We start from the raw sequence: 24,945 nt of genomic DNA on the forward strand, positions 1-24,945 counted from the left end.
TGCGAGGAATGCCGCGTATCAGTAGCGACACCCTGTCGCTCACCGATGCGCCATTCTTCGCGCTGCTACCGATTGAGGTTGAAGATGGCTACAACGTAATCTGCACGCATTAATTAATGCGTGCACCCGAGCCCCCCTCTTCTAATGCACCCTCTGCATCGGCTGGCAGTACGATATATACCCCTTCAAACACCGCTCCCAGCTCATCATCACCAAACAGTTCCACCTCCATCTGCACGCGTGCTTTACGACCACGCGCCAGACGGTCAAGGTCGCCACTCAGTGATCCCAGGTCGGCAATCGCACCCGGACGCCCACTAATGGGCTTACTGTAACGAATATGAGCATCGGCAAGGATGATAGTGCCGCCGAGATGCCGCTCGCGCAGTAACAGCCAAATCAGCCCCCAGCCCGTCAGCGTGGCCAGTGAGAACAGGCTGCCAGCGAATAACGTGTGGTGCGGGTTCTGGTTACCGGTTTCTGGCATGGTAGTAACGAACTTCTGCCCGGTATATTGCAGAATGCGCACGCCCATTTTCTCACTGAGCGGAATATGCTCGTACCAGGCCTGCTGCAACTGACCACACCAGTCAGCGCGGTGCAGAATGTCATCCAGTGTCACCACCGGTTTGATCATCAGGAAATGGCGCACCGGCGTGGTTTGTGGCGCGGTGATTTCCCCCTGATTGACATAGCCCAGCTTGGCGAAGAACTCCACGGCATCTTCACGTGCGCTACAGGTGACGCGTTTCGCTCCTTCCTGACGCGCGACGGATTCCAGCGTCATCGCCACCAGCGTCCCTAATCCTTTGCCCTGCACCGAAGGGTGTACTGCCAGGAAGCGGATGGCCGCTTCGTTTTCCGCATTGATATAGAGACGGCCAACCGCAACAGGAGCGCCCTGCTCATCGACCACCATCTGATGATGCGCCAGTGCATCCCAGGCATCACGCTCAGAACCCTGCGGCTGACGCAGTGGCTTACGTAACATTTCCCAGCGGAACTGATAATAGGTATCCAGTTCTTCCGCCGTTTGCGGCACACGAAGATGATACATAAAGTGATTCTCTCGTTCGGAGCTTGCGTGGCTGATCCCTGGCCGCTCGGCTGAAAACCTCACACCTGCAACCAGAAGGTCACTGGGCCATCATTCACCAGCGAAACCTGCATGTTGGCAGCAAAACGACCGTTCGCCGTGGACACACCCTGTGCCCGGCAACAATCGCTGAAATAGTGATAGAGACGCTCGGCTTCCGCCGGTTCGGCACCACCCGAGAATGAGGGACGCATGCCTTTGTTGGTGTCGGCGGCAAGTGTGAATTGCGAAACCACCAGCACGCTGCCACCGGCCTGCTGTACGTTCAGGTTCATTTTGTCGTTCTCATCACCGAAGATGCGATAACCCAGCACACGTTCAGACAACCGCTGGGCCTTTTGTTCGTCATCGCCCTTTTCCACCCCTAACAACACCAGCAAACCGGCGTCAATCTCACCCACCGTCGCGTCATCCACCACGACGCTGGCGCGACTGACGCGCTGAATCAAAGCAATCATGTTTCCTCTCGTTCTTTTTCGCGTTCCTGCTGTTTTAGCTGGCGATAGTCATCCAGGGTGACGGTGATTTCCGCGCCTAACAACACAATACACCAGGTCCAGTAAACCCATAAAAACAGAATCGGGATGACTGCCAGTACGCCGTAAATTAATTGATACGAAGGGAACATCGTAACATAGAGCGCAAACCCTTTTTTGCCCAGCTCAAACAGCAGCCCGGCGACAATCGCGCCGACCAGTGCATCACGCGTTGGCACACGGCGCGTTGGGACGATGCTGTAGAGCAACCAGAACGCGAGGATGGCGAGTACCAGAGGAAAGATGCGTAATACCTGATCGATAAGGCTGGTCACGCCAGTGACGTTGACCCAGCGCAGCGATAACAAGTAAGAGCTGATGGCCAGACTGGCACCAGCCAGTATCGGGCCCAGCGTCAGGATCATCCAATAGACGGCAAAGGAGTAAACCATTGGTCGTGGTTTAGTACTGCGCCAGATCGCGTTGAGTGCGCTGTCTACCGAGTGCATTAGCAACAGCGCAGTCACGATCAATCCGACAATCCCCACCGCTGTCATTTTATTGACGTTGGCCACAAACTGGTCGAGATAGCGCTGGATAACGTCACCGGCTGCCGGCATAAAGTTGCTGAAGATGAAATGCTTAAGCTGGACGCTGATCTCCGAAAACATCGGGAAAGCGGCAAAAAGCGCAAACACCACGGCGATCAGCGGCACCAAAGCCAGCAATGAGACGTAGGCCAGATTCCCGGCCTGCGTCGTCATGTTGTCTTCATCAACACGGCGCCAGAGCAGTTTGACCCACAGGAAAAACGCGTGCGCCGAATGGCGCAAGTGGTTACGTGTTACCACTCAGCGACGGCTCGCAAACCAGTCCGGCACGGTTTTCGCGTCTTCCACCAGCACGCTCTCGATCCCTAAAGCGCGCGCAGCATCAATGTTGGCGCGATTATCATCAAAGAACACCGCTTGATCGGCGGTATAGCCTTCGTGCTCAAGCACATATTGATAGATGCGCGCTTCTGGCTTACGCATGCCTATGTCTTGCGACATATAGACGTGATCGGCGGCCTGTTGCACTTCCGGATACTGCGTTGGCCAGAACTCAAAGTGCAACTGATTGGTGTTAGACAGGATTACCACGCGCTCACCCTTAGCGCGCAGAGTGTTCATGATCGCCAGCGTTTCCGGACGCACCCCGACAAACACCGCCTGCCAGCCCGCGGTGAATTGCGGATAGCTCAAGGCGATATCCAGTTGATCACAGATACGCGCCGCAAACTCGGGATCGCTGATCTCACCACGTTCGTGTTTCTCGAACGCCTCATCCATCTGGAAGCGACTTTGTAAGGTCGCCAGCGGCACACGTCCCAGGTCACTCCAGACGCCGAGCACGCGATTAAAATCGATATCAACAATCACATTGCCTAAATCAAAGATGTACAGCATGACGCCTCTCCTTCTATTCCCTGGATCATTCACTTTAGCGGCAAAAAGCATGACTGAACAGGTACGATGAGGGGGAAATAAGCGTTCTGGAATCGGGGACAACTTTCACAAAGCGAGCGTTGCAGCGGGTTGCAGGCACAAAAAAGCCCCGCGATGCGGGGCTTAAATATCAGACTGTTTCGCTTACTCTTTACCGCCGCGAGACGCACGCTTACGGTCGTTCTCGGTCAGGTGACGTTTACGAATACGGACTGACTGCGGAGTCACTTCTACCAGTTCGTCATCATCGATGAACTCGATAGCCTGCTCCAGCGTCATTTTCTGCGGTGGAACCAGAGTGGTCGCTTCGTCAGTACCTGACGCACGCATGTTGGTCAGTTTCTTACCGGTCAGGCAGTTAACTGTCAGGTCGTTAGAACGGCTGTGAATACCGATGATCTGGCCTTCATACACTTCCGCACCGTGACCCAGGAACAGCTTACCGCGATCCTGCAGGCTGAACAGCGCAAACGCGACTGCTTTACCCTGGCCGTTAGAGATCAGTACACCGTTCTGACGCTGGCCCACTTCGCCCGGACGCACATCGTCGTAATGGCTGAAGGTGGAGTACAGCAGACCGGTACCTGAAGTCATGGTCATGAATTCGTTACGGAAGCCGATCAGACCACGGCTTGGGATCATGTAGTCGAGACGTACACGGCCTTTGCCATCTGGATCCATATTTTTCAGATCGCCTTTACGCTCACCCATCGCCTGCATCACAGAACCCTGGTGGGTTTCTTCGATGTCGAGGGTCACGTTTTCGAATGGCTCTTGTTTACGGCCTTCGAATTCGCGGAAGATAACTTTCGGACGGGATACCGCCAGTTCGAAACCTTCACGACGCATGTTCTCGATCAGAACAGACAAGTGCAGCTCACCACGACCAGACACACGGAATGCGTCTGAATCTTCGGTTTCTTCAACACGCAGTGCCACGTTGTGCACCAGCTCTTTATTCAGACGCTCCAGAATCTGGCGCGAAGTCACATACTTACCTTCTTTACCGCAGAAAGGTGAAGTGTTGACGTTAAAGAACATGGTTACGGTTGGCTCATCAACGCTCAGGGCTGGCAGCGCTTCAACCTTCTGCGTGTCGCAGATGGTGTCAGAGATGTTCAGCTCGCCCAGACCGGTGACAGCGATGATATCGCCTGCTTCAGCCTCGGCGCTCTCGATACGTTCCAGACCCAGATGGCCCAGTACTTTACCGACTTTACCGTTACGGGTTTTGCCTTCGCTATCAATGATAGTGACTTGCTGGTTCGGCTTGATTTTACCGCGCTTGATGCGGCCAATGCCGATAACGCCCAGGTAGTTGTTGTAGTCGAGCTGCGAGATCTGCATCTGCAGTGGGGCTTCAACTTCAACCTGTGGTGGAGAAACACGATCCACAATCGCCTGATACAGCGGGGTCATGTCGTCTGCCATGTCGTTGTGATCCAGACCGGCGATACCATTCAGCGCTGACGCATAAATGATAGGGAAGTCCAGCTGCTCGTCAGTCGCGTCGAGGTTAACGAACAGGTCAAACACCTGATCAACAACCCAATCAGGACGCGCGCCCGGACGGTCAACTTTGTTGATGACTACAATCGGCTTCAAACCATGAGCAAAGGCTTTTTTGGTTACGAAGCGGGTTTGCGGCATAGGGCCATCCATCGCATCTACAACCAGCAGCACCGAGTCCACCATGGACATAACACGTTCCACTTCACCACCGAAGTCGGCGTGTCCTGGGGTATCAACGATGTTGATACGGTAGTCGTTCCATTTGATGGCGGTGTTTTTTGCGAGGATGGTAATCCCACGCTCTTTCTCCAAATCGTTGGAGTCCATTACGCGCTCAGTCGCTTCGGTACGAGCATCAAAAGTACCGGACTGTTGTAGCAGCTTGTCAACCAGGGTGGTCTTACCATGGTCAACGTGCGCGATGATGGCGATGTTACGCAAATTTTCGATCACAGCTTTGCCTCAGGCATTATAGAAATAACGCGGTATTGTACACGGATTAAGCGAAAGACTGAACATGATCACAGTATTCCCTTAAAGTTTCTCTTAGTGCTGTTTTTTAGCACCAATTACGGTGCATTAATCTGCACTGCGATGGTGTTTTGCACCTTTTTGGGGCGATATTTGATCTATGGAGCACCAAATTAGTGCACCTCATCCATACTGGTGCAGTGACCGACTCACGAAAGAGCGCGTCACAGCGCCATTTTTACCATTGTAATAAAGTTGGCACAGAATTCGCTTTATATCTTTCAAGCGAAAACGACAGTTATACAACGGTTGAAAAGAGCTTGCCGAGATCTTGGTTAGGGGTGGTCAGTAAGCGTGACACATTCCAGGCAACGAAGTTCTCTCACCATGACGATTATGACCATTTCCAGGAGAGTTTAAGTATGTCCGCTGAACACGTCCTCTCGATGATGAACGAGCACGAAGTTAAGTTTGTTGACCTGCGTTTTACCGATACCAAAGGTAAAGAACAGCACGTTACTATCCCTGCTCACCAGGTTAACGCTGACTTCTTCGAAGAAGGCAAAATGTTCGATGGCTCATCCATCGGTGGCTGGAAAGGCATTAACGAATCAGACATGGTGCTGATGCCGGATGCGACCACTGCAGTTATGGATCCTTTCTTCGAAGATCCAACGCTGATCATCCGTTGTGACATCCTCGAGCCAGGCACGCTGCAGGGCTACGACCGTGACCCACGCTCCATTGCTAAACGTGCAGAAGAGTTCCTGCGTTCTTCTGGCATCGCGGATACCGTGCTGTTTGGACCAGAGCCAGAGTTCTTCCTGTTCGATGACATCCGTTTCGGTTCTTCTACTTCAGGTTCACACGTTGCTATCGATGATATCGAAGCGGCATGGAACACCGGTAAAGAATACGAAGGCGGTAACAAAGGTCACCGTCCAGGTCTGAAAGGCGGTTACTTCCCGGTTCCACCAGTCGATTCAGCTCAGGACATCCGTTCTGCTATGTGTCTGACCATGGAGCAGATGGGCCTGGTGGTTGAAGCTCACCACCACGAAGTTGCTACTGCTGGTCAGAACGAAGTGGCTACCCGCTTCAACACCATGACCAAAAAAGCTGACGAAATTCAGATCTACAAATACGTGGTGCACAACGTTGCTCACGCGTACGGCAAAACTGCAACCTTCATGCCTAAGCCAATGTTCGGCGATAACGGTTCTGGTATGCACTGCCACATGTCCCTGTCAAAAGGCGGCGTGAACCTGTTCTCTGGCGACAAGTACGGCGGCCTGTCTGAAACTGCTCTGTTCTACATCGGCGGTATCATCAAGCACGCTAAAGCGATCAACGCCCTGGCTAACCCAACCACCAACTCTTACAAGCGTCTGGTCCCGGGTTACGAAGCACCTGTTATGCTGGCTTACTCAGCACGTAACCGTTCAGCTTCAATCCGTATCCCAGTGGTTGCGAGCCCGAAAGCACGTCGTATCGAAGCACGCTTCCCGGATCCAGCGGCTAACCCGTACCTGGCCTTCACCGCGCTGCTGATGGCGGGTCTTGATGGTGTTATCAACAAGATCCACCCTGGCGATGCGATGGACAAAAACCTGTATGACCTGCCACCGGAAGAAGAAGCTGAGATTCCAAAAGTTGCAGGTTCTCTGGAAGAAGCACTGAACGCACTGAACGAAGACCGCGAGTTCCTGACCCGTGGCGGCGTGTTCACTGATGACGCTATCGACGCGTATATCGAACTGCGTAAGCCAGAAGTTGACCGCGTGCGCATGACTCCGCACCCAGTTGAGTTCGAACTGTACTACAGCGTTTAATTTAAAAAATTTCAGCGCATTTCACGCCGCTGATTGGCGGCGTAAATAACCTGAACGTTTTTTTGTTGCCGTGGAAACTTTAGCCCATCTCCGGATGGGCTTTTTTCACCGCGAATTCATCGTTCGAATGATAGTTTTCAGTCCCAAAAGGCTATAATGCACTAAATTAGTGCAGAGGAACGCTGTATGGCAACTGGCACATTGCCCGACGCGGGGCAGATTCTTAACTCTCTAATCAACAGTATTTTGCTGGTCGATAACGATCTGGTTATCCATTATGCCAACCCGGCAGCGCAGCAATTACTGGCACAAAGCTCACGCAAATTGTTCGGCACGCCATTACCGGAATTAACCGGCTATTTTTCGCTGAATATTGAGGTGATGAGCGAGAGTCTTGGAGCAGGCCAGGGCTTTACCGACAGCGAAGTGACGTTAGTGGTCGATGGCCGCGCGCACATTATGTCGCTGACCGCACAGCGTCTACCCGATGGTCTTATCCTGCTTGAAATGGCGCCGATGGATAATCAACGCCGTCTCAGCCAGGAACAGCTGCAACATGCTCAGCAGGTCGCTGCACGTGATTTAGTGCGCGGACTGGCGCATGAAATTAAAAACCCGCTCGGAGGTTTACGCGGCGCCGCGCAGTTATTAACGCGTGCTCTGCCCGATCCTTCGCTGCATGAATATACCCGGATTATTATCGAACAGGCGGACCGCCTGCGTAATCTGGTTGATCGTTTACTGGGGCCCCAACAGCCCGGTATGCACGTCACACAAAGCATTCATCAGGTGGCGGAGCGCGTGGTGAATCTGGTCTCGATGGAGCTGCCGGACAATGTCTCGCTGGTGCGTGATTACGACCCGAGCCTGCCCGAGCTGCCACACGATCCCGATCAGATTGAGCAGGTGCTACTCAACGTAGTGCGTAATGCGTTGCAGGCGCTGGGTGACGAAGGTGGCACTATCGTGATCCGCACCCGTACCGCGTTCCAGCTCACGCTGCACGGCACCCGTTATCGCCTGGTGGCACGTATTGATATCGAAGATGATGGCCCTGGGATTCCTGCTCAGCTACAGGACACGCTGTTCTATCCGATGGTGAGTGGTCGTGAAGGAGGCACCGGTTTAGGTCTCTCCATCGCCCGCAGCCTGATCGATCAGCATTCAGGAAAAATAGAATTTAACAGTTGGCCAGGACATACCGAATTCTCGGTTTACCTGCCTATTCGCCAGTGAGGTTTCTATGCAACGAGGGATAGTCTGGATCGTCGATGACGATAGCTCCATCCGCTGGGTGCTTGAACGTGCGCTCACTGGAGCCGGTTTGAGCTGCGCGACATTTGACAGCGGCAATGAGGTGCTGGATGCACTCTCAAGTAAAACCCCAGATGTATTGTTATCGGATATTCGCATGCCGGGCATGGATGGACTGGCGCTGCTGAAACAAATTAAACAGCGTCACCCAATGCTACCGGTCATCATAATGACCGCGCATTCGGATCTTGATGCCGCCGTCAGCGCTTATCAACAAGGCGCGTTCGATTACCTGCCCAAGCCGTTTGATATTGATGAAGCGGTCGCGCTGGTTGAACGTGCGATCAGCCATTATCAGGAGCAGCAGCAGCCGCGTAATCAACCGGTGAGCGGCCCGACAACCGACATCATTGGCGAAGCGCCGGCGATGCAGGATGTGTTTCGCATCATCGGCCGTTTGTCGCGATCTTCCATCAGCGTGCTGATTAATGGTGAATCGGGTACTGGTAAAGAGTTAGTGGCGCATGCTCTGCATCGTCACAGCCCGCGTGCCAAATCACCGTTTATCGCGCTGAATATGGCGGCAATCCCGAAAGACCTGATCGAATCCGAATTGTTCGGGCATGAGAAAGGGGCCTTTACCGGGGCGAATCAGATCCGTCAGGGCCGTTTTGAACAGGCCGATGGGGGCACGCTGTTTCTTGATGAAATAGGTGATATGCCGCTCGACGTGCAAACCCGCTTGCTACGCGTGTTGGCCGATGGCCAGTTCTATCGCGTGGGCGGCTACGCACCGGTGAAAGTGGATGTGCGTATTATCGCGGCAACCCACCAAAACCTTGAGTTGCGCGTGCAGGAAGGCAAGTTCCGTGAGGATCTGTTCCATCGCCTGAACGTGATTCGCGTGCACTTACCGCCGCTGCGTGAGCGTCGTGAAGATATCCCACGTCTGGCGCGCTACTTCCTGCAAGTCGCCGCGCGTGAGTTGGGCGTCGAAGCGAAGATTCTGCATCCGGAAACCGAAACCGCGCTGACGCGCCTGCATTGGTCCGGTAACGTACGCCAGCTGGAAAATACCTGCCGCTGGTTAACCGTGATGGCTGCAGGCCAGGAAGTACTGATTCAGGATCTGCCGCCGGAGCTGTTTGAGTCGAGCACGCCGGACAATCCAGTGCAGTCTCTGCCGGATAGCTGGGCCACCTTGCTGGCACAATGGGCGGACCGCGCGCTGCGTTCCGGTCATCAAAACCTGCTCTCTGAAGCGCAGCCGGAGATGGAGCGCACGCTGCTCACCACCGCCCTGCGTCACACTCAGGGACACAAGCAGGAAGCCGCACGTTTGTTGGGTTGGGGTCGTAATACCCTGACGCGTAAACTGAAAGAGCTGGGAATGGAATAAGTGAGAATCAGGGGAGCGCGATGCTCCCCTGATTTTTATATCACCCGCGAGAATTGCTGCATGCGAGCCTTTTGGCGCAGATAACGATCGAAGCACATGCAGATGTTACGAATCAGTAAACGCCCAATTCCTGTGACATGCAGACTACGCCCACGCCGTTCCAGCAAACCATCCGCCATCAAAGGCGCCAGTAACGCTAAATCTTCCGCAAAATAGGTTTCGAAGGTGATCGGCCACTGCGCTTCAATCGCCGCGAAATCTAATGAGAAATGACAAATCAGCGTTTTGATGACATCACGGCGCAGACAGTCATCGTCGCTTAGTGTCAAACCACGCCATAGCGCGTTCCCGCCCTGCTCCACGCTGGCATAGTATTCTTTCAATTCTTTTTGGTTCTGAGCATAACTGTCTCCCAGCATACTGATCGCTGAGACGCCGAATCCGACTAGCTCGGTTTCGCCTTGCGTGGTGTACCCCTGAAAGTTGCGGTGCAGTTCACCCGCACGCTGCGCAATGGCCAACTCATCATCCGGTTTGGCAAAGTGATCCATCCCGATGAACTGATAGCCTGCATCCGTTAGGGTGCCAATGGTTTGCTGCAGGATTTCCAGCTTCTGTTCCGCACCAGGTAGCTCTTCATCTTTGATTTTGCGTTGTGCAGCAAACAGCGTCGGCATGTGCGCGTAATTGAATACGCTGAGACGATCGGGATTAAGCGCGATGACTCGCTGTAAGGTGAAGGCAAAACTTTCGGGCGTTTGCAGCGGCAAACCATAAATCAGATCCAGGCTGACTGAGCGGAATCCTCGCGCACGCGCACGCTCAACCAGCCCGAAGATAGTCTCTTCATCCTGCACGCGATTGACGCGCTCCTGCACCGCCTTATTGAAGTCCTGCACACCCATACTCAGGCGATTAAAACCTTCAGCACGCAGATGATCGATCATCGCCAGCTCAATTTCGCGTGGATCGACTTCGATCGACATCTCAACGTCATCAGCAATCTCAAAATGGCCACGCAGCAGCGCCACCAGCCGGCTGACCTGAGCTTGGTTGAGAAAGGTTGGCGTACCACCGCCCCAGTGCAATTGCGTGACGCGGCGTCCGGCAAACAGCGGCGCACGCTGGCGGATTTCCTGCTCCAGCACATCCAGATAGCGATCGGCCTTGTGCAGCTGGCGCGTCACAATCTTATTACAGCCGCAGAAGTAGCAAAGGCGATGACAGAACGGAATATGGACATACAGCGACAGGCAACGTTGAGGATAGCGTTCAACCGCAAACTGGAAGCTTGCCTCGCCAAAGTTCTCATTGAACTCTAGCGCAGTGGGGTATGAGGTGTAACGCGGACCTGCGTAATTGTATTTTTCGATCAGCCGCTGATCCCATTCAATCTGCTGCGATGACATGCTCACTCCTTACGGTGAAGTCGTTTGAGGGAGGGTCGCGTTGCAGAAGAGGAGAGATAGCGGTGAGCCGTACGCCGGCGTAAACGCGACTTCAGACGCGACAGGCGACGAAGTTTAAACAATAACCACAGGAGATAACATGTCAGCAGCAGCGCTAAAATTGATCCAGGCCAAAGCATCAGCGAATACCAGTTTAGCGCGGCATGCGCAAATGCGCATGCCGATCAAAAATGACTTAGTTGCCTTTTAACAAGCGCATCATATCGACTTCGGCTTGTTCATCTTCAGCACCGTCATCCAACGCGATACCGAGGGTTTCCATCAGTTCGTCAATGCGATCCAGCGTCTGATCGAGCCATGCCTGATCTTCAGCGCTGAGTGTCTCACCACTTTCCAGACGGTCCAGTAAGGTGTCGAGGCGTTCATCATTTTCCAGCTTCGCCAGCTCTTCTTCCGGTGTCAGACGAACCTTCTCCGCTTTCGGCCTGGCTTTCGCTACCGGCTTTTTCTCCGGTACGGTTTTACCATCGGCCACCAGCGCAACCGGTTTTTTACTACCAGTACGTGGATCGGCATTTTTCTGACCCTGGCCTTTGCCAGCGCCTTTGGTTTCCGGGTTAGCACGGCTGCCCGCTTTATGGCCGCTGTGCTTTTTATCGCGTTTACGATCGCGTGCTTCCTGGTTCAGTTCTTCACGCGATTTGCGTTTGGCTTTAGCAGCAGGTTTGCCACGCTGGGCTGGTGCAGGTTGCTTCATGGTGTCCGGTCTCGGCGATTTTTCTTCAGTATAGAATTGCGGCGAAATCTAGCAGAAAGATGACAAAGAAAAAAGGCGATAGCCTATGCTATCGCCTTATTTCGCACCTTCTACTGAAGGAATAACGGTATAAATCCTTTACAGCTCTCAACGTCCCGGTTGCTCCTTCGCCTCATCGCTCCTGCGAGTAATCCTTTTCCTTGTCCGACTCATACCTGAATCACATCCTGCCATGCTCCTGGTCATCCCCGACACTCCTGAGCGCATCATCCTGATGGGTGCTACCGTGCACTGACACCAAATGTAGACCAATCAGTAAAATGAACAAGTGAGACATGTCTTTAATTTAGAGCGGTAATTTTCAATATCTATTTATCTTATTGAAAATATTACGCTATCCAACATATGAACATTCTATTAATCGGTAATGACTGGCAGTAATTATCGTCGATCTCTTACAAAGTGGCGCGTTAAGACGCTATCGGGCACTTTTGCGCCATAACAGGTATAATCAGCCCAATTGAACGAATCACTTTGCTGGAGCTTTACTTTGTCTGCTTTGAATTATCACATGACCCACTTCGTGCTCAGCGCCCCGGATATTCGCCATTTACCGGCAGATGTGGGCATTGAGGTCGCGTTTGCCGGACGCTCTAACGCAGGCAAATCCAGCGCGCTGAATACCATCACCAACCAGAAAAGCCTGGCGCGTACCAGTAAAACGCCAGGTCGTACTCAGCTCATCAACCTGTTCCAGGTCGTCGAGGGGAAAACCCTGGTCGACTTACCGGGTTATGGCTACGCCGAAGTCCCGGAAGAGATGAAACGTAAATGGCAGCGTGCGCTGTCTGAATATTTGCAGAAGCGCCAGGCACTGAAAGGCCTGGTGGTGCTGATGGATATTCGCCATCCGCTGAAAGACCTCGATCAGAATATGATTGAATGGGCAGTCCAGAGCGGCATCCCTGTACTGGTGCTGTTAACCAAAGCAGATAAGCTGGCATCAGGTGCACGTAAAGCGCAGCTCAAGCTGGTGCGTGAGGCAGCATTAAGTTTTATGGGTGATGTGCAGGTAGAGATGTTCTCGTCACTCAAGAAGATCGGCGTTGATATCGTTCGTCAGAAACTGGATAGCTGGTTCAGTGAACTGGAACCGGCGCAGGAAGATGAAGAAGCCCCTTCTGCGTAATGTGAAGCGCGGGTTTACGACCCGCTTTTCAGAAAAAGCCCAATAAAAAACGCCCCAGTCATAAATGACTGGGGCGGCTAAATATTCAGCCAAATCCGATTACGTGAAGTAAAAGGTCTGAAAGATAGAACATCTTACCTCTGTACCCTACGCGATGAACTTTACCTGATTTTTCCTGACCAACAAAGGGTTTTTTGTTGTTAAGTTTCAGGATTCCACATCTTTTTTACCGGGTCCGTCACACTTTGGTTCAAGGCGTGTAGTTTAATTACTAAAAAAATGCTTAGCCGATAGGCAGTTACAAAATGCGCATTTAACAAGCGGCTTTACATCGTTGCTGAACCGATTAAGTAAACTTTTTTCTTATGGCGATGTCAGCGGCATAGATATACCGCCGACAACGTTCCTTAGTGCGCCTGGTCCCAGTTATCGCCCGTTCCCACTTCAACCTGCAGCGGTACATCAAGTTTCATGCTGCTCTCCATCAGTTGGCGGATCGTCGCACTCGCACTCTCTACCGCGTCTTTGTGGATTTCAAACACCAGTTCATCGTGTACCTGCATGATCATCTTCACAGCGTCATCCTGCTGTTGCAGTAACCAGCCATCTACAGCGATCATCGCGCGTTTGATAATGTCCGCTGCGGTGCCCTGCATCGGGGCGTTAATCGCCGCGCGCTCTGCCGCCTTACGACGAATGGCGTTGCTGGAGCTGATGTCCGGAAGCCACAGGCGGCGACCATCCAGTGTCTCCACGTAGCCCTTCTCGGCCGCCTGGGTGCGAGTCTCTTCCATGTAACGCAGTACGCCCGGATAACGCTCAAAGTAGAGATCCATATACTTTTTCGCTTCGCCAGCACCGATATTCAACTGGCGCGACAGACCGAAGGCACTCATGCCATAAATCAGGCCAAAGTTAATTGCCTTGGCACTGCGGCGTTGCTCACCTGAAACCTTGCTCAGCGCAACACCAAAGACTTCTGACGCTGTCGCGCGGTGAATGTCTTCACCCTGCGCAAACGCATCCAGCAGGCCTTTATCCTGCGACAGATGCGCCATGATGCGCAGTTCAATTTGCGAGTAGTCAGCCGCAACGATGCGATTATCTTTATCTGCGATAAAAGCCTGACGAATACGACGGCCTTCATCGTTGCGCACTGGGATATTTTGCAGGTTGGGATCGGTAGATGAGAGACGTCCGGTGGCCGTGACCGCCTGATGATAAGAAGTATGCACGCGGCCGGTAACCGGATTGATCATCAAAGGCAATTTGTCGGTATAAGTCGACTTCAGCTTAGACAGGCCACGATGCTCCAGAATCACTTTGGGCAGCGGATAGTCCAGCGCCAGTTCAGCCAGCACTTCTTCGCTGGTTGACGGTGCGCCACCCGGCGTTTTTTTAGTGGGCTTGATGCCCTGCTTTTCAAACAGAATGGTTTGCAGCTGTTTGGTGGAGGAGAGATTAAACGGCTCGCCTGCCAGTTCGTGCGCTTTCAACTCCAATTCCGCCAGACGTGCGGTCAGCTCCTGCGAATGTTTGGCCAGGATGTTTTGATCGATCAATACGCCGTTGCGTTCAATGCGTGAAATCACGGTCACCAGCGGCATCTCGATATCGGTGAAGACCTGCTTCGGACCCGCTTCCTGCCCCAGCTTCGGCCACATCTGCAGATGCAACTGCAGCGTGACATCTGCGTCTTCTGCAGCGTAATGAGCGGCCTGCTCGATAGCAATCTGGTTGAAGGTCAGCTGATTTTTTCCTTTACCGGCAATCTCTTCGAAGGTGACGGTTTTATGGTTCAGCCAGCGCGAAGCCAGGCTATCCATATCATGTTTGCCGCCGACGCTGCTCAGGCAATAAGATTCCAGCATGGTGTCGAATTTAATGCCGTTCAGCTCAATATCGTAGTTCTTCAGCACGCCACGATCGTATTTGAGGTTCTGACCGACTTTTGCAGATTTAGCGTCTTCCAGTAGCGGTTTTAGCTTTTTCAACACGTCGCTGCGGTCGAGTTGTTCTGGCGCATCAAGATAGTCATGGGCCACCGGAAGATAAGCGGCTTCACCGGGCGCAACCGCAAAGGAGAGGCCGACAATGTTGGCACTCCAGCTATCCAGAGAATCGGTTTCCAGATCGAAGGCAAAGAGTTCTGCTTTTTTCAGTTTTTGCAGCCACTCGTCGAAGGTTGCCTCATCCAAAATGGTGACATAGCCGTCAGATGACAACACGCTAGCGGTTTCCGCCACCGTAGCCACTGGTTCAGTCGCCAGCGATTTCTGCGCCTGCACATTGCTCTTTTTGCCCTGCAACCAGGTGCCGTCCTGTAAATCGGTGATCCAGCGTTTGAATTCATAGCGGCCGAAAAGATTTTGCAGCTTTTCAACGTCCGGTTCGTTAACGGTGAGTTGCTCACAACCCAGTTCCAGTTCAACATCCGTTTTGATGGTCGCCAGCTGATAGGACAGGAATGCAACTTCGCGATTCTGCTCCAGCTTCGCTGCCATGGTCTTCGCGCCACGGAACGAGAGATCCGCCACTTTATCCAGGTTGTCGTAAATCGACTGCATACCGCCCAGGCCCTGCAGCAGCGCCTGTGCCGTTTTCTCACCCACGCCAGGCACACCCGGAATGTTATCCGAGCTGTCACCCATCATGGCAAGGAAATCGATAATCAATGAAGGCGGCACACCGTATTTTTGCTCAACCTCTTCCGGGCCCAACACGGTGTTGGTCATGGTATTGATCAACGTAATGCCCGGCGTGACCAGCTGCGCCATATCCTTATCACCGGTACTGATCAGCACTGCACGGCCCTGCTTTTCTGCTTCCAGTGCCAGAGTACCAATCACGTCATCAGCCTCAACGCCGGTCACCGCCAGCAGCGGTAATCCCATCGCTTTGACCATCTCGTGCAGCGGCTCGATCTGTGCACGCAGATCGTCGGGCATTGGCGGACGATGCGATTTGTAGTGCTCGAATAATTCATCGCGGAAAGTTTTGCCTTTCGCATCGAAGACCACGGCCACATGGCTCGGCTGATACTGCATCAGCAAACTTTTCAGCATGTTGAGCACACCGTACATCGCGCCCGTGGGCTCGCCTGCACTGTTGGTCAGCGGCGGAAAGGCATGATACGCCCGGTAGAGATAAGAGGATCCGTCTACCAGAATCAGGGGATTTTCTGCAATTTGCGCCATAGGTTCGTATTTTCTTCGTTGCGATAATGAGGGCTATAAGGATGCCACAACCAGAGAGGAATGTTGAATCAGAGCAGGGATGTCAGGATCTTTTTCGTTGTTACGCGGAGTGGATCGCAAGGATCGGTCTGTGGATAACTTTGTGCGTAAAATTCATAACGTATTGTTATTTACGCTTATTGCAATCATTTTACAGATAAAAGTTATTGTTTTTCAATTTGTTATTAACTTACCGTGATGAAGCGCGCCTTTTTGAAAAGGTGATCGTCCATGTGGATATTAAGCGGAGGGTTAACGGGGATATCATGATTACGTCATGGGAAAGGGAATAAAAACGCCGACATCGCCGGCGTTTATTCGAGCTTAATTACTTCTTCTCAACCAGGAATTTCACTACGTTGGCATAATCGGCAACGAAATTGTCCATAGAGCTGGTGTCCAGGCCGCCGTTATTCACCATGTATTTGCCGTTAACGAAGATGGCTGGCACGCCCTGCAGGTTAAGATCGGCTGCCGCTTTCTGCTGCTGTGCGACCAACGCTTTTACCGCAAAGCTATTCCAGGCTGCATCATAATCTTCTGATGAAATACCAGCCGCCTGGATGAAGGTGGCTTTCAGGCTCGCCGCATCGGTAATGGTTTGGGTTTTCTGAATACCATCAAAGATCGGTGCAGTGACCTTGCTTTCCACGCCCAGCGCCATCGCGACCGCCCAGGCCTGAGTCACAACAGGACCGAAGTCTCCACCGAGAAAATCAACGTGATATTTCGTCACTTTAGTGTCTGCTGGCAGGTTCTTTTTCACGGCATCACTCACGTGATAGACGCGTTCGAACTGGTAGCAGTGCGGGCAGAAGAAGGAGAAGAACTCCAGTACCTGAGGCTCACCAGCAACCGGCTTTGGCAGCGTGACGAATTGTTTGCCGTCATTGAACTGTGCCGCTGAGGCGCCAAATGCCAGCATTAAACCTACCAGCGCAAACATAATCTTTTTCATCGTGAAAAAATCTCCTGAGTACTTCATTAAAATTGCGGGCTAAGCTGCAACGGGGGTTGATGTAACAGCCTCTCCTGCTCGATAAATAGTGCAATCTGTCGGCGCCAGAAATCCTCATCGGTCATCCAGGGAAAGGCGCGCGGAAAAGCTGGGTCCTGCCAGCGGCGTACCACCCAGGCCAAATAATAAACCATGCGCATAGCGCGTAAAGGCTCAATCAGTGACAATTCATGTAAATCGAAGTCACTGAATTCATTATAAGCTTCCAGCAGAATATCCCACTGGATCAGCTGCTCCTGACGATCGCCGTTCACCAGCATCCACAGATCCTGCACTGCAGGTCCGTTGCGCGCATCGTCAAGATCGACAAACATTGGGCCATCTCGCCACAGGATATTACCTGGATGGCAGTCACCATGCAGCCTGAGCGGCTGCCATTTATCATGCCAGCGCTGCTGTAGGGTGCCGATAAGTTTATCAACGGCGTTCAGCAGCGCATCCTTCAGGGCAGCCGGTACCAGCGTGCTTTGCTCCAGCTCCTGGCGAGGTTGTAAGACATACTCTTCCAGGCCGAAGGTTGGACGCTGTTGAAACAAACTCTGGCGACCTGTTTGATGGATGCGACCAAGAAAGCGGCCCACCCACTCCATCTGTTCTTCATTATCGGTTTCATACTGTCGCCCACCCAGGCTTGGGAAAACGGCAAACATAAAACCGGCATGGTGATTCAGCGTACTGCCCTGTAGTGCCAGTGGTGCTGCAACAGGCACTTCATCGGCCAGCAGATCATGCGTGAACTGGTGCTCTTCCAGGATTTGTTGCGCACTCCAGCGTTGTGGCCGATAGAACTTAGCCACATAGCGACGTTTGTCGTCATCACTAAACTGATAGACACGGTTTTCGTAGCTATTGAGGGCGGTTAAGCCGGATTCGACACGCAGACCCGCATCCCAAAGTGCATCCAGGATGACATCGGGGTCCAGCGTCTGGAAATTAAAGGCGGCTTCGCTCATCATTTTGCCTGTGTGTTACCGTTGCAAGGAATGCGCAAGGATAACACTACTCATCATCCTTAATCACACCGCGTGCACGTAATAGCGCGGTTTTGAAGTCCACTTCATAATCCTTTTTCAGTCCGGGAATTTCCGCATCGCAGCCAGCGTCACGCATTTTGAGATGGTAAATCAATATGTCATCGGTTAATTCACTTAATGGGCCACTGAAGCCTGATTCCTGCGCCAGTTTCTGTAAAAATGCCAGCAGGTTAAGGTCAGACTCCTTTTGCCAGGCCGGTTGCAGGAGTTCGAACAATTCATTAAGTCGGTGATATTTCATCATTGATTCCTCTATGCAGTGGTAGGCTGCCGTTATGCAAGTATCGTCCAGTATGATCAAGGAGACGAAAATGACCGCATTTACCGGCGTGATCCTCGCAGGTGGGCAAGGCAGTCGTATGGGCGGCCTGGATAAAGGGCTGCTGGAATTGCAGGGCAAACCGCTTTATCAGCACGTTTTGCAGCGTTTGATGCCACAGGTCAATATTGTGTTGATAAGCGCCAACCGTAACATTGATCGTTATCAGGCTAGCGGTTGTCAGGTCGTCACTGATTCGATGCCAGATTACCCCGGTCCGTTGGCAGGCATGTTAAGTGGCTTGCAGCACAGTAAGACCGAGTGGGTCGCCTTTTGTGCCTGTGATACGCCCTGGTTACCGGAGGACTTCGTTGCACGATTATGGCAGCAGCGCGGCGCGGCGCCTGCGGTGTGGGTACGATCAACGCAGCGTGATCATCCTGCATTGGCACTGGTCAATCGATCACTGGCCGACGATCTGGAAGCCTGGCTGCTTCGTGGTGAGCGGCGTTTAATGCAGTTTCTGCGTGAACATGGTGGGCATGCCGTGACGTTCGCAGATTCTGAGGCAGCTTTCCGCAACATTAATACGCCCGACGATTTAGTTGATGGGGAAAAGCAGTGATGAGCGTGCCTTTACTGGCGATCGTTGCGTGGAGTGGCACCGGAAAAACCACTTTGCTTCAACAGGTGATACCGCTGCTTAAGGCTCGCGGTATTCGTTCTGGGTTAATCAAACATACCCATCATCAAATGGACATTGATACGCCGGGAAAAGATAGCTATCTGCTGCGAAAAGCAGGTGCCGATCAGGTGATTGTTGCCAGTACTCAGCGCTGGGCATTGATGTGTGAAACCCCTGATCAGACGTTGAATCTGGCGGAACTGGTCGCGCGGATGGACAGTTCCGCGCTGGATCTGGTGCTGGTTGAGGGCTTTAAAGATGAGCCAGTACCCAAAATCGCGCTGTGGCGGCGTGGTGTCAAAGGGGAATTTGCTGATTTACTGGATGAATACGTGGTTGCGCTGGCCAGCGATGAGAACTTAACGATTGACCGCCCACTTCTCGATATTAATCAGCCGGTTAAGGTTGCTGATTTTATTGAAAAATGGCTGAGAAAAGGTCAGTAACCCGGGGGTTTTATGATCGTCTGGCTAAACTTAAGGCGTCAGTTTCAGACGTAAAACAACCCCGATTTCGCCGATCTGCAGACGTAAAAAAACCCTGAACTTTCGTTCAGGGTTTCTTCACTTGTTTAATGCCTGGCAGTTCCCTACTCTCGCATGGGGAGACCCCACACTACCATCGGCGCTACGGCGTTTCACTTCTGAGTTCGGCATGGGGTCAGGTGGGACCACCGCGCTACAGCCGCCAGGCAAATTCCTGTGCTCTGTCCTGTGTCTTTTATGCTGATGCTGCGTTGCTCTTCCTCGCGTAACTCAGTCACATACATCAGTATGCTCCTTCGTTCCGTCTCGGTCGGCGCCTTGCCTCAGCGCAAAATCCTTCGGACTTAACTCCGCAGGACATCGCTAAATCTTTTATCCGGATGAACAAAGCTGAAAATCTACTGCGTCTCTCAAAAACGCCTCTGGCGTTGTAAGGTTAAGCCTCACGGGTCATTAGTACCGGTTAGCTCAATGCATCGCTGCACTTACACATCCGGCCTATCAACGTCGTCGTCTTCAACGTCCCTTCAGGACTCTCAGAGAGTCAGGGAGAACTCATCTCGGGGCAAGTTTCGTGCTTAGATGCTTTCAGCACTTATCTTTTCCGCACTTAGCTACCGGGCAATGCCATTGGCATGACAACCCGAACACCAGTGGTGCGTTCACTCCGGTCCTCTCGTACTAGGAGCAACCCCCCTCAATTCTCCAGCGCCCACGGCAGATAGGGACCGAACTGTCTCACGACGTTCTAAACCCAGCTCGCGTACCACTTTAAACGGCGAACAGCCGTACCCTTGGGACCTACTTCAGCCCCAGGATGTGATGAGCCGACATCGAGGTGCCAAACACCGCCGTCGATATGAACTCTTGGGCGGTATCAGCCTGTTATCCCCGGAGTACCTTTTATCCGTTGAGCGATGGCCCTTCCATTCAGAACCACCGGATCACTATGACCTGCTTTCGCACCTGCTCGAGCCGTCACTCTCGCAGTCAAGCTGGCTTATGCCATTGCACTAACCTCCTGATGTCCGACCAGGATTAGCCAACCTTCGTGCTCCTCCGTTACTCTTTGGGAGGAGACCGCCCCAGTCAAACTACCCACCAGACACTGTCCGCAACCCGGATTACGGGTCTACGTTAGAACATCAAACATTAAAGGGTGGTATTTCAAGGTTGGCTCCACGCAGACTGGCGTCCACGCTTCAAAGCCTCCCACCTATCCTACACATCAAGGCTCAATGTTCAGTGTCAAGCTATAGTAAAGGTTCACGGGGTCTTTCCGTCTTGCCGCGGGTACACTGCATCTTCACAGCGATTTCAATTTCACTGAGTCTCGGGTGGAGACAGCCTGGCCATCATTACGCCATTCGTGCAGGTCGGAACTTACCCGACAAGGAATTTCGCTACCTTAGGACCGTTATAGTTACGGCCGCCGTTTACCGGGGCTTCGATCAAGAGCTTCTCCTTGCGGATAACCCCATCAATTAACCTTCCGGCACCGGGCAGGCGTCACACCGTATACGTCCACTTTCGTGTTTGCACAGTGCTGTGTTTTTAATAAACAGTTGCAGCCAGCTGGTATCTTCGACTGCCTTCAGCTCCGTCCGCGAGGGACTTCACCTGATGACAGCGTGCCTTCTCCCGAAGTTACGGCACCATTTTGCCTAGTTCCTTCACCCGAGTTCTCTCAAGCGCCTTGGTATTCTCTACCTGACCACCTGTGTCGGTTTGGGGTACGATTTCGTGTTACCTGGAGCTTAGAGGCTTTTCCTGGAAGCAGGGCATCAGTTACTTCACCACCGTAGTGGCTCGTCATCACACCTCAGCGTTAAAAAGAGTCCGGATTTACCTAAACTCTCCGCCTACATGCTTAAACCGGGACAACCGTCGCCCGGATAACCTAGCCTTCTCCGTCCCCCCTTCGCAGTAACACCAAGTGCAGGAATATTAACCTGCTTCCCATCGACTACGCTTTTCAGCCTCGCCTTAGGGGTCGACTCACCCTGCTCCGATTAACGTTGAACAGGAACCCTTGGTCTTCCGGCGAGCGGGCTTTTCACCCGCTTTATCGTTACTTATGTCAGCATTCGCACTTCTGATACCTCCAGCAAACCTCACAGTTCACCTTCAACGGCTTACAGAACGCTCCCCTACCCAACAACACATAGTGTCGCTGCCGCAGCTTCGGTGCATGGTTTAGCCCCGTTACATCTTCCGCGCAGGCCGACTCGACCAGTGAGCTATTACGCTTTCTTTAAATGATGGCTGCTTCTAAGCCAACATCCTGGCTGTCTGTGCCTTCCCACATCGTTTCCCACTTAACCATGACTTTGGGACCTTAGCTGGCGGTCTGGGTTGTTTCCCTCTTCACGACGGACGTTAGCACCCGCCGTGTGTCTCCCGTGATAACATTCTTCGGTATTCGCAGTTTGCATCGGGTTGGTAAGCCGGGATGGCCCCCTAGCCGAAACAGTGCTCTACCCCCGAAGATGAGTTCACGAGGCGCTACCTAAATAGCTTTCGGGGAGAACCAGCTATCTCCCGGTTTGATTGGCCTTTCACCCCCAGCCACAAGTCATCCGCTAATTTTTCAACATTAGTCGGTTCGGTCCTCCAGTTAGTGTTACCCAACCTTCAACCTGCCCATGGCTAGATCACCGGGTTTCGGGTCTATACCCTGCAACTTAACGCCCAGTTAAGACTCGGTTTCCCTGCGGCTCCCCTATACGGTTAACCTTGCTACAGAATATAAGTCGCTGACCCATTATACAAAAGGTACGCAGTCACCAAACAAGTTGGCTCCCACTGCTTGTACGTACACGGTTTCAGGTTCTGTTTCACTCCCCTCGCCGGGGTTCTTTTCGCCTTTCCCTCACGGTACTGGTTCACTATCGGTCAGTCAGGAGTATTTAGCCTTGGAGGATGGTCCCCCCATATTCAGACAGGATACCACGTGTCCCGCCCTACTCTTCGAACTCACAGTAAATGCACTTTTGTGTACGGGAGTATCACCCTGTACCCTGCGACTTTCCAGACGCTTCCACTAATGCACAAACTGATTCAGGTTCTGGGCTGCTCCCCGTTCGCTCGCCGCTACTGGGGGAATCTCGGTTGATTTCTTTTCCTCTGGGTACTTAGATGTTTCAGTTCCCCAGGTTCGCCTCGCAACACTATGTATTCATGTTGCGATGATGCACAGAGTGCACCGGGTTTCCCCATTCGGACATCGTCGGCTGTAGCGGTTCATATCACCTTACCGACGCTTTACGCAGATTAGCACGTCCTTCATCGCCTCTGACTGCCAGGGCATCCACCGTGTACGCTTAGTCGCTTAACCTCACAACCCACAGGCGTTTTGCAACGCATGCAAGCTGCAAGCATTTGAGAGACTCGAACACATCGTTTATTCATTCTTATTACGGAGAATGAACACGACGTGTCGTTTCAATTTTCAGCTTGTTCCGGATTGTTAAAGAGCAAATACTTCGCAGCATGCTGAATCAGCATACTCTGAAGTACTGTGGGTAACGCCTTTCACTCATTACCAGCAAGTGGCGTCCCCTAGGGGATTCGAACCCCTGTTACCGCCGTGAAAGGGCGGTGTCCTAGGCCTCTAGACGAAGGGGACACGATAGTGTCACGACTTCGCAGCCGTCTTGCTCATTACTTTTCTATCAGACAATCTGTGTGAGCACTTCGAAGGAAGGTATCTTCAGGTAAGGAGGTGATCCAACCGCAGGTTCCCCTACGGTTACCTTGTTACGACTTCACCCCAGTCATGAATCACAAAGTGGTAAGCGCCCTCCCGAAGGTTAAGCTACCTACTTCTTTTGCAACCCACTCCCATGGTGTGACGGGCGGTGTGTACAAGGCCCGGGAACGTATTCACCGTAGCATTCTGATCTACGATTACTAGCGATTCCGACTTCATGGAGTCGAGTTGCAGACTCCAATCCGGACTACGACGCACTTTATGAGGTCCGCTTGCTCTCGCGAGGTCGCTTCTCTTTGTATGCGCCATTGTAGCACGTGTGTAGCCCTACTCGTAAGGGCCATGATGACTTGACGTCATCCCCACCTTCCTCCAGTTTATCACTGGCAGTCTCCTTTGAGTTCCCGGCCGGACCGCTGGCAACAAAGGATAAGGGTTGCGCTCGTTGCGGGACTTAACCCAACATTTCACAACACGAGCTGACGACAGCCATGCAGCACCTGTCTCAGAGTTCCCGAAGGCACCAAAGCATCTCTGCTAAGTTCTCTGGATGTCAAGAGTAGGTAAGGTTCTTCGCGTTGCATCGAATTAAACCACATGCTCCACCGCTTGTGCGGGCCCCCGTCAATTCATTTGAGTTTTAACCTTGCGGCCGTACTCCCCAGGCGGTCGACTTAACGCGTTAGCTCCGGAAGCCACGCCTCAAGGGCACAACCTCCAAGTCGACATCGTTTACGGCGTGGACTACCAGGGTATCTAATCCTGTTTGCTCCCCACGCTTTCGCACCTGAGCGTCAGTCTTTGTCCAGGGGGCCGCCTTCGCCACCGGTATTCCTCCAGATCTCTACGCATTTCACCGCTACACCTGGAATTCTACCCCCCTCTACAAGACTCTAGCCTGCCAGTTTCGAATGCAGTTCCCAGGTTAAGCCCGGGGATTTCACATCCGACTTGACAGACCGCCTGCGTGCGCTTTACGCCCAGTAATTCCGATTAACGCTTGCACCCTCCGTATTACCGCGGCTGCTGGCACGGAGTTAGCCGGTGCTTCTTCTGCGGGTAACGTCAATCGATGCGGTTATTAACCACATCGCCTTCCTCCCCGCTGAAAGTACTTTACAACCCGAAGGCCTTCTTCATACACGCGGCATGGCTGCATCAGGCTTGCGCCCATTGTGCAATATTCCCCACTGCTGCCTCCCGTAGGAGTCTGGACCGTGTCTCAGTTCCAGTGTGGCTGGTCATCCTCTCAGACCAGCTAGGGATCGTCGCCTAGGTGAGCCATTACCCCACCTACTAGCTAATCCCATCTGGGCACATCCGATGGTGTGAGGCCCGAAGGTCCCCCACTTTGGTCCGAAGACGTTATGCGGTATTAGCTACCGTTTCCAGTAGTTATCCCCCTCCATCGGGCAGTTTCCCAGACATTACTCACCCGTCCGCCACTCGTCACCCGAGAGCAAGCTCTCTGTGCTACCGTTCGACTTGCATGTGTTAGGCCTGCCGCCAGCGTTCAATCTGAGCCATGATCAAACTCTTCAATTTAAAGTTTGATTTGCTGCAACAAGTGCAGCGATGCTCATCTGTAAAACGTCATAATGAATTTCATTATGTGTTCACTCGTGAGACTTGAT

The 24,945-nt window shown here is 52.7% G+C and carries 18 protein-coding genes, 1 tRNA gene and 3 rRNA genes; 6 read left to right on the forward strand and 16 right to left on the reverse strand.

Annotated features, from left to right (window positions below):
- Window positions 1–109: 109 nt before the first annotated feature.
- The 5 genes from fabY to typA all read right to left on the reverse strand — a co-directional run bounded on the left by fabY (window position 110) and on the right by typA (window position 5,024).
- On the reverse strand, window positions 110–1,057 hold the full coding sequence (gene fabY, locus AC6I8L_RS19740; RefSeq protein ID WP_058960147.1) for a fatty acid biosynthesis protein FabY: 948 nt from the start codon (window positions 1,055–1,057) through the stop codon (window positions 110–112).
- Window positions 1,058–1,116: 59 nt separating this feature from the next.
- Window positions 1,117–1,554, reverse strand: a complete 438-nt coding sequence (gene dtd / locus AC6I8L_RS19745) for a D-aminoacyl-tRNA deacylase (protein WP_058960148.1) — start codon at window positions 1,552–1,554, stop codon at window positions 1,117–1,119.
- The gene (locus tag AC6I8L_RS19750) at window positions 1,551–2,423 is read right to left on the reverse strand and encodes a virulence factor BrkB family protein (protein WP_045815735.1); all 873 of its coding nucleotides are present in this window, start codon (window positions 2,421–2,423) and stop codon (window positions 1,551–1,553) included. Before AC6I8L_RS19750 ends, dtd begins: the two co-directional genes overlap by 4 nt.
- The gene (yihX, locus tag AC6I8L_RS19755) at window positions 2,424–3,020 is read right to left on the reverse strand and encodes a glucose-1-phosphatase (RefSeq protein WP_034823897.1); all 597 of its coding nucleotides are present in this window, start codon (window positions 3,018–3,020) and stop codon (window positions 2,424–2,426) included.
- A 183-nt stretch (window positions 3,021–3,203) separates the two neighbouring features.
- Window positions 3,204–5,024, reverse strand: a complete 1,821-nt coding sequence (gene typA, locus AC6I8L_RS19760) for a ribosome-dependent GTPase TypA (RefSeq protein ID WP_034823899.1) — start codon at window positions 5,022–5,024, stop codon at window positions 3,204–3,206.
- A 440-nt stretch (window positions 5,025–5,464) separates the two neighbouring features.
- Between typA and glnA the strand changes: the two genes are divergently transcribed.
- The 3 genes from glnA (at window position 5,465) to glnG (ending at window position 9,527) form a co-directional block, all read left to right on the forward strand.
- Complete coding sequence (glnA, locus tag AC6I8L_RS19765; RefSeq protein WP_034823901.1) at window positions 5,465–6,874, forward strand: glutamate--ammonia ligase; 1,410 nt, start codon at window positions 5,465–5,467, stop codon at window positions 6,872–6,874.
- Window positions 6,875–7,060: 186 nt separating this feature from the next.
- A complete protein-coding gene (gene glnL / locus AC6I8L_RS19770; protein WP_034823903.1) occupies window positions 7,061–8,110 on the forward strand; it encodes a nitrogen regulation protein NR(II) in 1,050 nt (349 codons plus the stop codon).
- A gap of 7 nt (window positions 8,111–8,117) precedes the next feature.
- Window positions 8,118–9,527: a nitrogen regulation protein NR(I) gene (glnG, locus tag AC6I8L_RS19775; RefSeq protein ID WP_034823905.1), complete on the forward strand. Its 1,410-nt coding sequence runs from the start codon at window positions 8,118–8,120 to the stop codon at window positions 9,525–9,527.
- Window positions 9,528–9,562: 35 nt separating this feature from the next.
- On the opposite strand, the gene hemN is transcribed toward glnG, so the two are convergent.
- Both hemN and yihI read right to left on the reverse strand, forming a co-directional pair.
- Window positions 9,563–10,936, reverse strand: a complete 1,374-nt coding sequence (gene hemN / locus AC6I8L_RS19780) for an oxygen-independent coproporphyrinogen III oxidase (protein WP_058960149.1) — start codon at window positions 10,934–10,936, stop codon at window positions 9,563–9,565.
- Between the two features lie 235 nt (window positions 10,937–11,171).
- Window positions 11,172–11,693 carry a Der GTPase-activating protein YihI gene (yihI, locus tag AC6I8L_RS19785; protein ID WP_034823909.1) on the reverse strand — a complete coding sequence of 174 codons (522 nt, stop codon included), beginning with the start codon at window positions 11,691–11,693 and terminating at the stop codon, window positions 11,172–11,174.
- A 550-nt stretch (window positions 11,694–12,243) separates the two neighbouring features.
- Here yihI and yihA point away from each other — a divergent pair.
- Window positions 12,244–12,882, forward strand: coding sequence for a ribosome biogenesis GTP-binding protein YihA/YsxC (gene yihA / locus AC6I8L_RS19790; RefSeq protein WP_058960150.1), 639 nt, complete (start codon window positions 12,244–12,246; stop codon window positions 12,880–12,882).
- Between the two features lie 85 nt (window positions 12,883–12,967).
- Here the strand turns inward: yihA and spfP are convergent, their stop codons facing one another.
- From spfP to AC6I8L_RS19815, 5 genes are all read right to left on the reverse strand, one after another.
- Complete coding sequence (spfP, locus tag AC6I8L_RS19795) at window positions 12,968–13,015, reverse strand: small protein SpfP (RefSeq protein ID WP_071892919.1); 48 nt, start codon at window positions 13,013–13,015, stop codon at window positions 12,968–12,970.
- Window positions 13,016–13,289: 274 nt separating this feature from the next.
- Window positions 13,290–16,079, reverse strand: a complete 2,790-nt coding sequence (gene polA / locus AC6I8L_RS19800; protein ID WP_479414853.1) for a DNA polymerase I — start codon at window positions 16,077–16,079, stop codon at window positions 13,290–13,292.
- 367 nt (window positions 16,080–16,446) lie between these two features.
- Window positions 16,447–17,076: a thiol:disulfide interchange protein DsbA gene (gene dsbA / locus AC6I8L_RS19805; RefSeq protein WP_034823914.1), complete on the reverse strand. Its 630-nt coding sequence runs from the start codon at window positions 17,074–17,076 to the stop codon at window positions 16,447–16,449.
- 26 nt (window positions 17,077–17,102) lie between these two features.
- Entirely contained in the window at window positions 17,103–18,089 is a 987-nt protein-coding gene (locus tag AC6I8L_RS19810; protein ID WP_038643999.1) for a serine/threonine protein kinase, read from the reverse strand.
- Window positions 18,090–18,135: 46 nt separating this feature from the next.
- Window positions 18,136–18,411: a YihD family protein gene (locus AC6I8L_RS19815; protein ID WP_038643998.1), complete on the reverse strand. Its 276-nt coding sequence runs from the start codon at window positions 18,409–18,411 to the stop codon at window positions 18,136–18,138.
- Between the two features lie 70 nt (window positions 18,412–18,481).
- Here AC6I8L_RS19815 and mobA point away from each other — a divergent pair, with 70 nt between their 5' ends.
- A complete protein-coding gene (mobA, locus tag AC6I8L_RS19820) occupies window positions 18,482–19,054 on the forward strand; it encodes a molybdenum cofactor guanylyltransferase MobA (protein ID WP_058960151.1) in 573 nt (190 codons plus the stop codon).
- Complete coding sequence (gene mobB / locus AC6I8L_RS19825; RefSeq protein WP_058960152.1) at window positions 19,054–19,560, forward strand: molybdopterin-guanine dinucleotide biosynthesis protein MobB; 507 nt, start codon at window positions 19,054–19,056, stop codon at window positions 19,558–19,560. Before mobA ends, mobB begins: the two co-directional genes overlap by 1 nt.
- Before the next feature lie 130 nt (window positions 19,561–19,690).
- On the opposite strand, the gene rrf is transcribed toward mobB, so the two are convergent.
- The 4 genes from rrf to AC6I8L_RS19845 all read right to left on the reverse strand — a co-directional run bounded on the left by rrf (window position 19,691) and on the right by AC6I8L_RS19845 (window position 24,856).
- Window positions 19,691–19,806 (reverse strand): 5S ribosomal RNA (rrf, locus tag AC6I8L_RS19830).
- A gap of 225 nt (window positions 19,807–20,031) precedes the next feature.
- Window positions 20,032–22,936, reverse strand: a 23S ribosomal RNA gene (locus AC6I8L_RS19835).
- A gap of 215 nt (window positions 22,937–23,151) precedes the next feature.
- Window positions 23,152–23,227, reverse strand: a tRNA-Glu gene (locus AC6I8L_RS19840).
- 89 nt (window positions 23,228–23,316) lie between these two features.
- Window positions 23,317–24,856, reverse strand: a 16S ribosomal RNA gene (locus tag AC6I8L_RS19845).
- Together the 16S, 23S and 5S rRNA genes with 1 tRNA gene alongside form the textbook arrangement of a ribosomal RNA operon.
- Window positions 24,857–24,945 lie beyond the last annotated feature (89 nt).

It is taken from the genome of Type-E symbiont of Plautia stali (assembly GCF_059731115.1).

Bases quoted from the DNA above. Each gene is read 5' to 3' on its own strand.
- fabY (WP_058960147.1), bottom strand. From the start codon at position 1,057: ATGTATCATCTTCGTGTGCCGCAAACGGCGGAAGAACTGGATACCTAT.
- dtd (WP_058960148.1), bottom strand. From the start codon at position 1,554: ATGATTGCTTTGATTCAGCGCGTCAGTCGCGCCAGCGTCGTGGTGGAT.
- yihX (WP_034823897.1), bottom strand. From the start codon at position 3,020: ATGCTGTACATCTTTGATTTAGGCAATGTGATTGTTGATATCGATTTT.
- glnA (WP_034823901.1), top strand. From the start codon at position 5,465: ATGTCCGCTGAACACGTCCTCTCGATGATGAACGAGCACGAAGTTAAG.
- glnL (WP_034823903.1), top strand. From the start codon at position 7,061: ATGGCAACTGGCACATTGCCCGACGCGGGGCAGATTCTTAACTCTCTA.
- glnG (WP_034823905.1), top strand. From the start codon at position 8,118: ATGCAACGAGGGATAGTCTGGATCGTCGATGACGATAGCTCCATCCGC.
- hemN (WP_058960149.1), bottom strand. From the start codon at position 10,936: ATGTCATCGCAGCAGATTGAATGGGATCAGCGGCTGATCGAAAAATAC.
- yihI (WP_034823909.1), bottom strand. From the start codon at position 11,693: ATGAAGCAACCTGCACCAGCCCAGCGTGGCAAACCTGCTGCTAAAGCC.
- polA (WP_479414853.1), bottom strand. From the start codon at position 16,079: ATGGCGCAAATTGCAGAAAATCCCCTGATTCTGGTAGACGGATCCTCT.
- dsbA (WP_034823914.1), bottom strand. From the start codon at position 17,076: ATGAAAAAGATTATGTTTGCGCTGGTAGGTTTAATGCTGGCATTTGGC.
- AC6I8L_RS19810 (WP_038643999.1), bottom strand. From the start codon at position 18,089: ATGAGCGAAGCCGCCTTTAATTTCCAGACGCTGGACCCCGATGTCATC.
- AC6I8L_RS19815 (WP_038643998.1), bottom strand. From the start codon at position 18,411: ATGAAATATCACCGACTTAATGAATTGTTCGAACTCCTGCAACCGGCC.
- mobA (WP_058960151.1), top strand. From the start codon at position 18,482: ATGACCGCATTTACCGGCGTGATCCTCGCAGGTGGGCAAGGCAGTCGT.
- mobB (WP_058960152.1), top strand. From the start codon at position 19,054: ATGAGCGTGCCTTTACTGGCGATCGTTGCGTGGAGTGGCACCGGAAAA.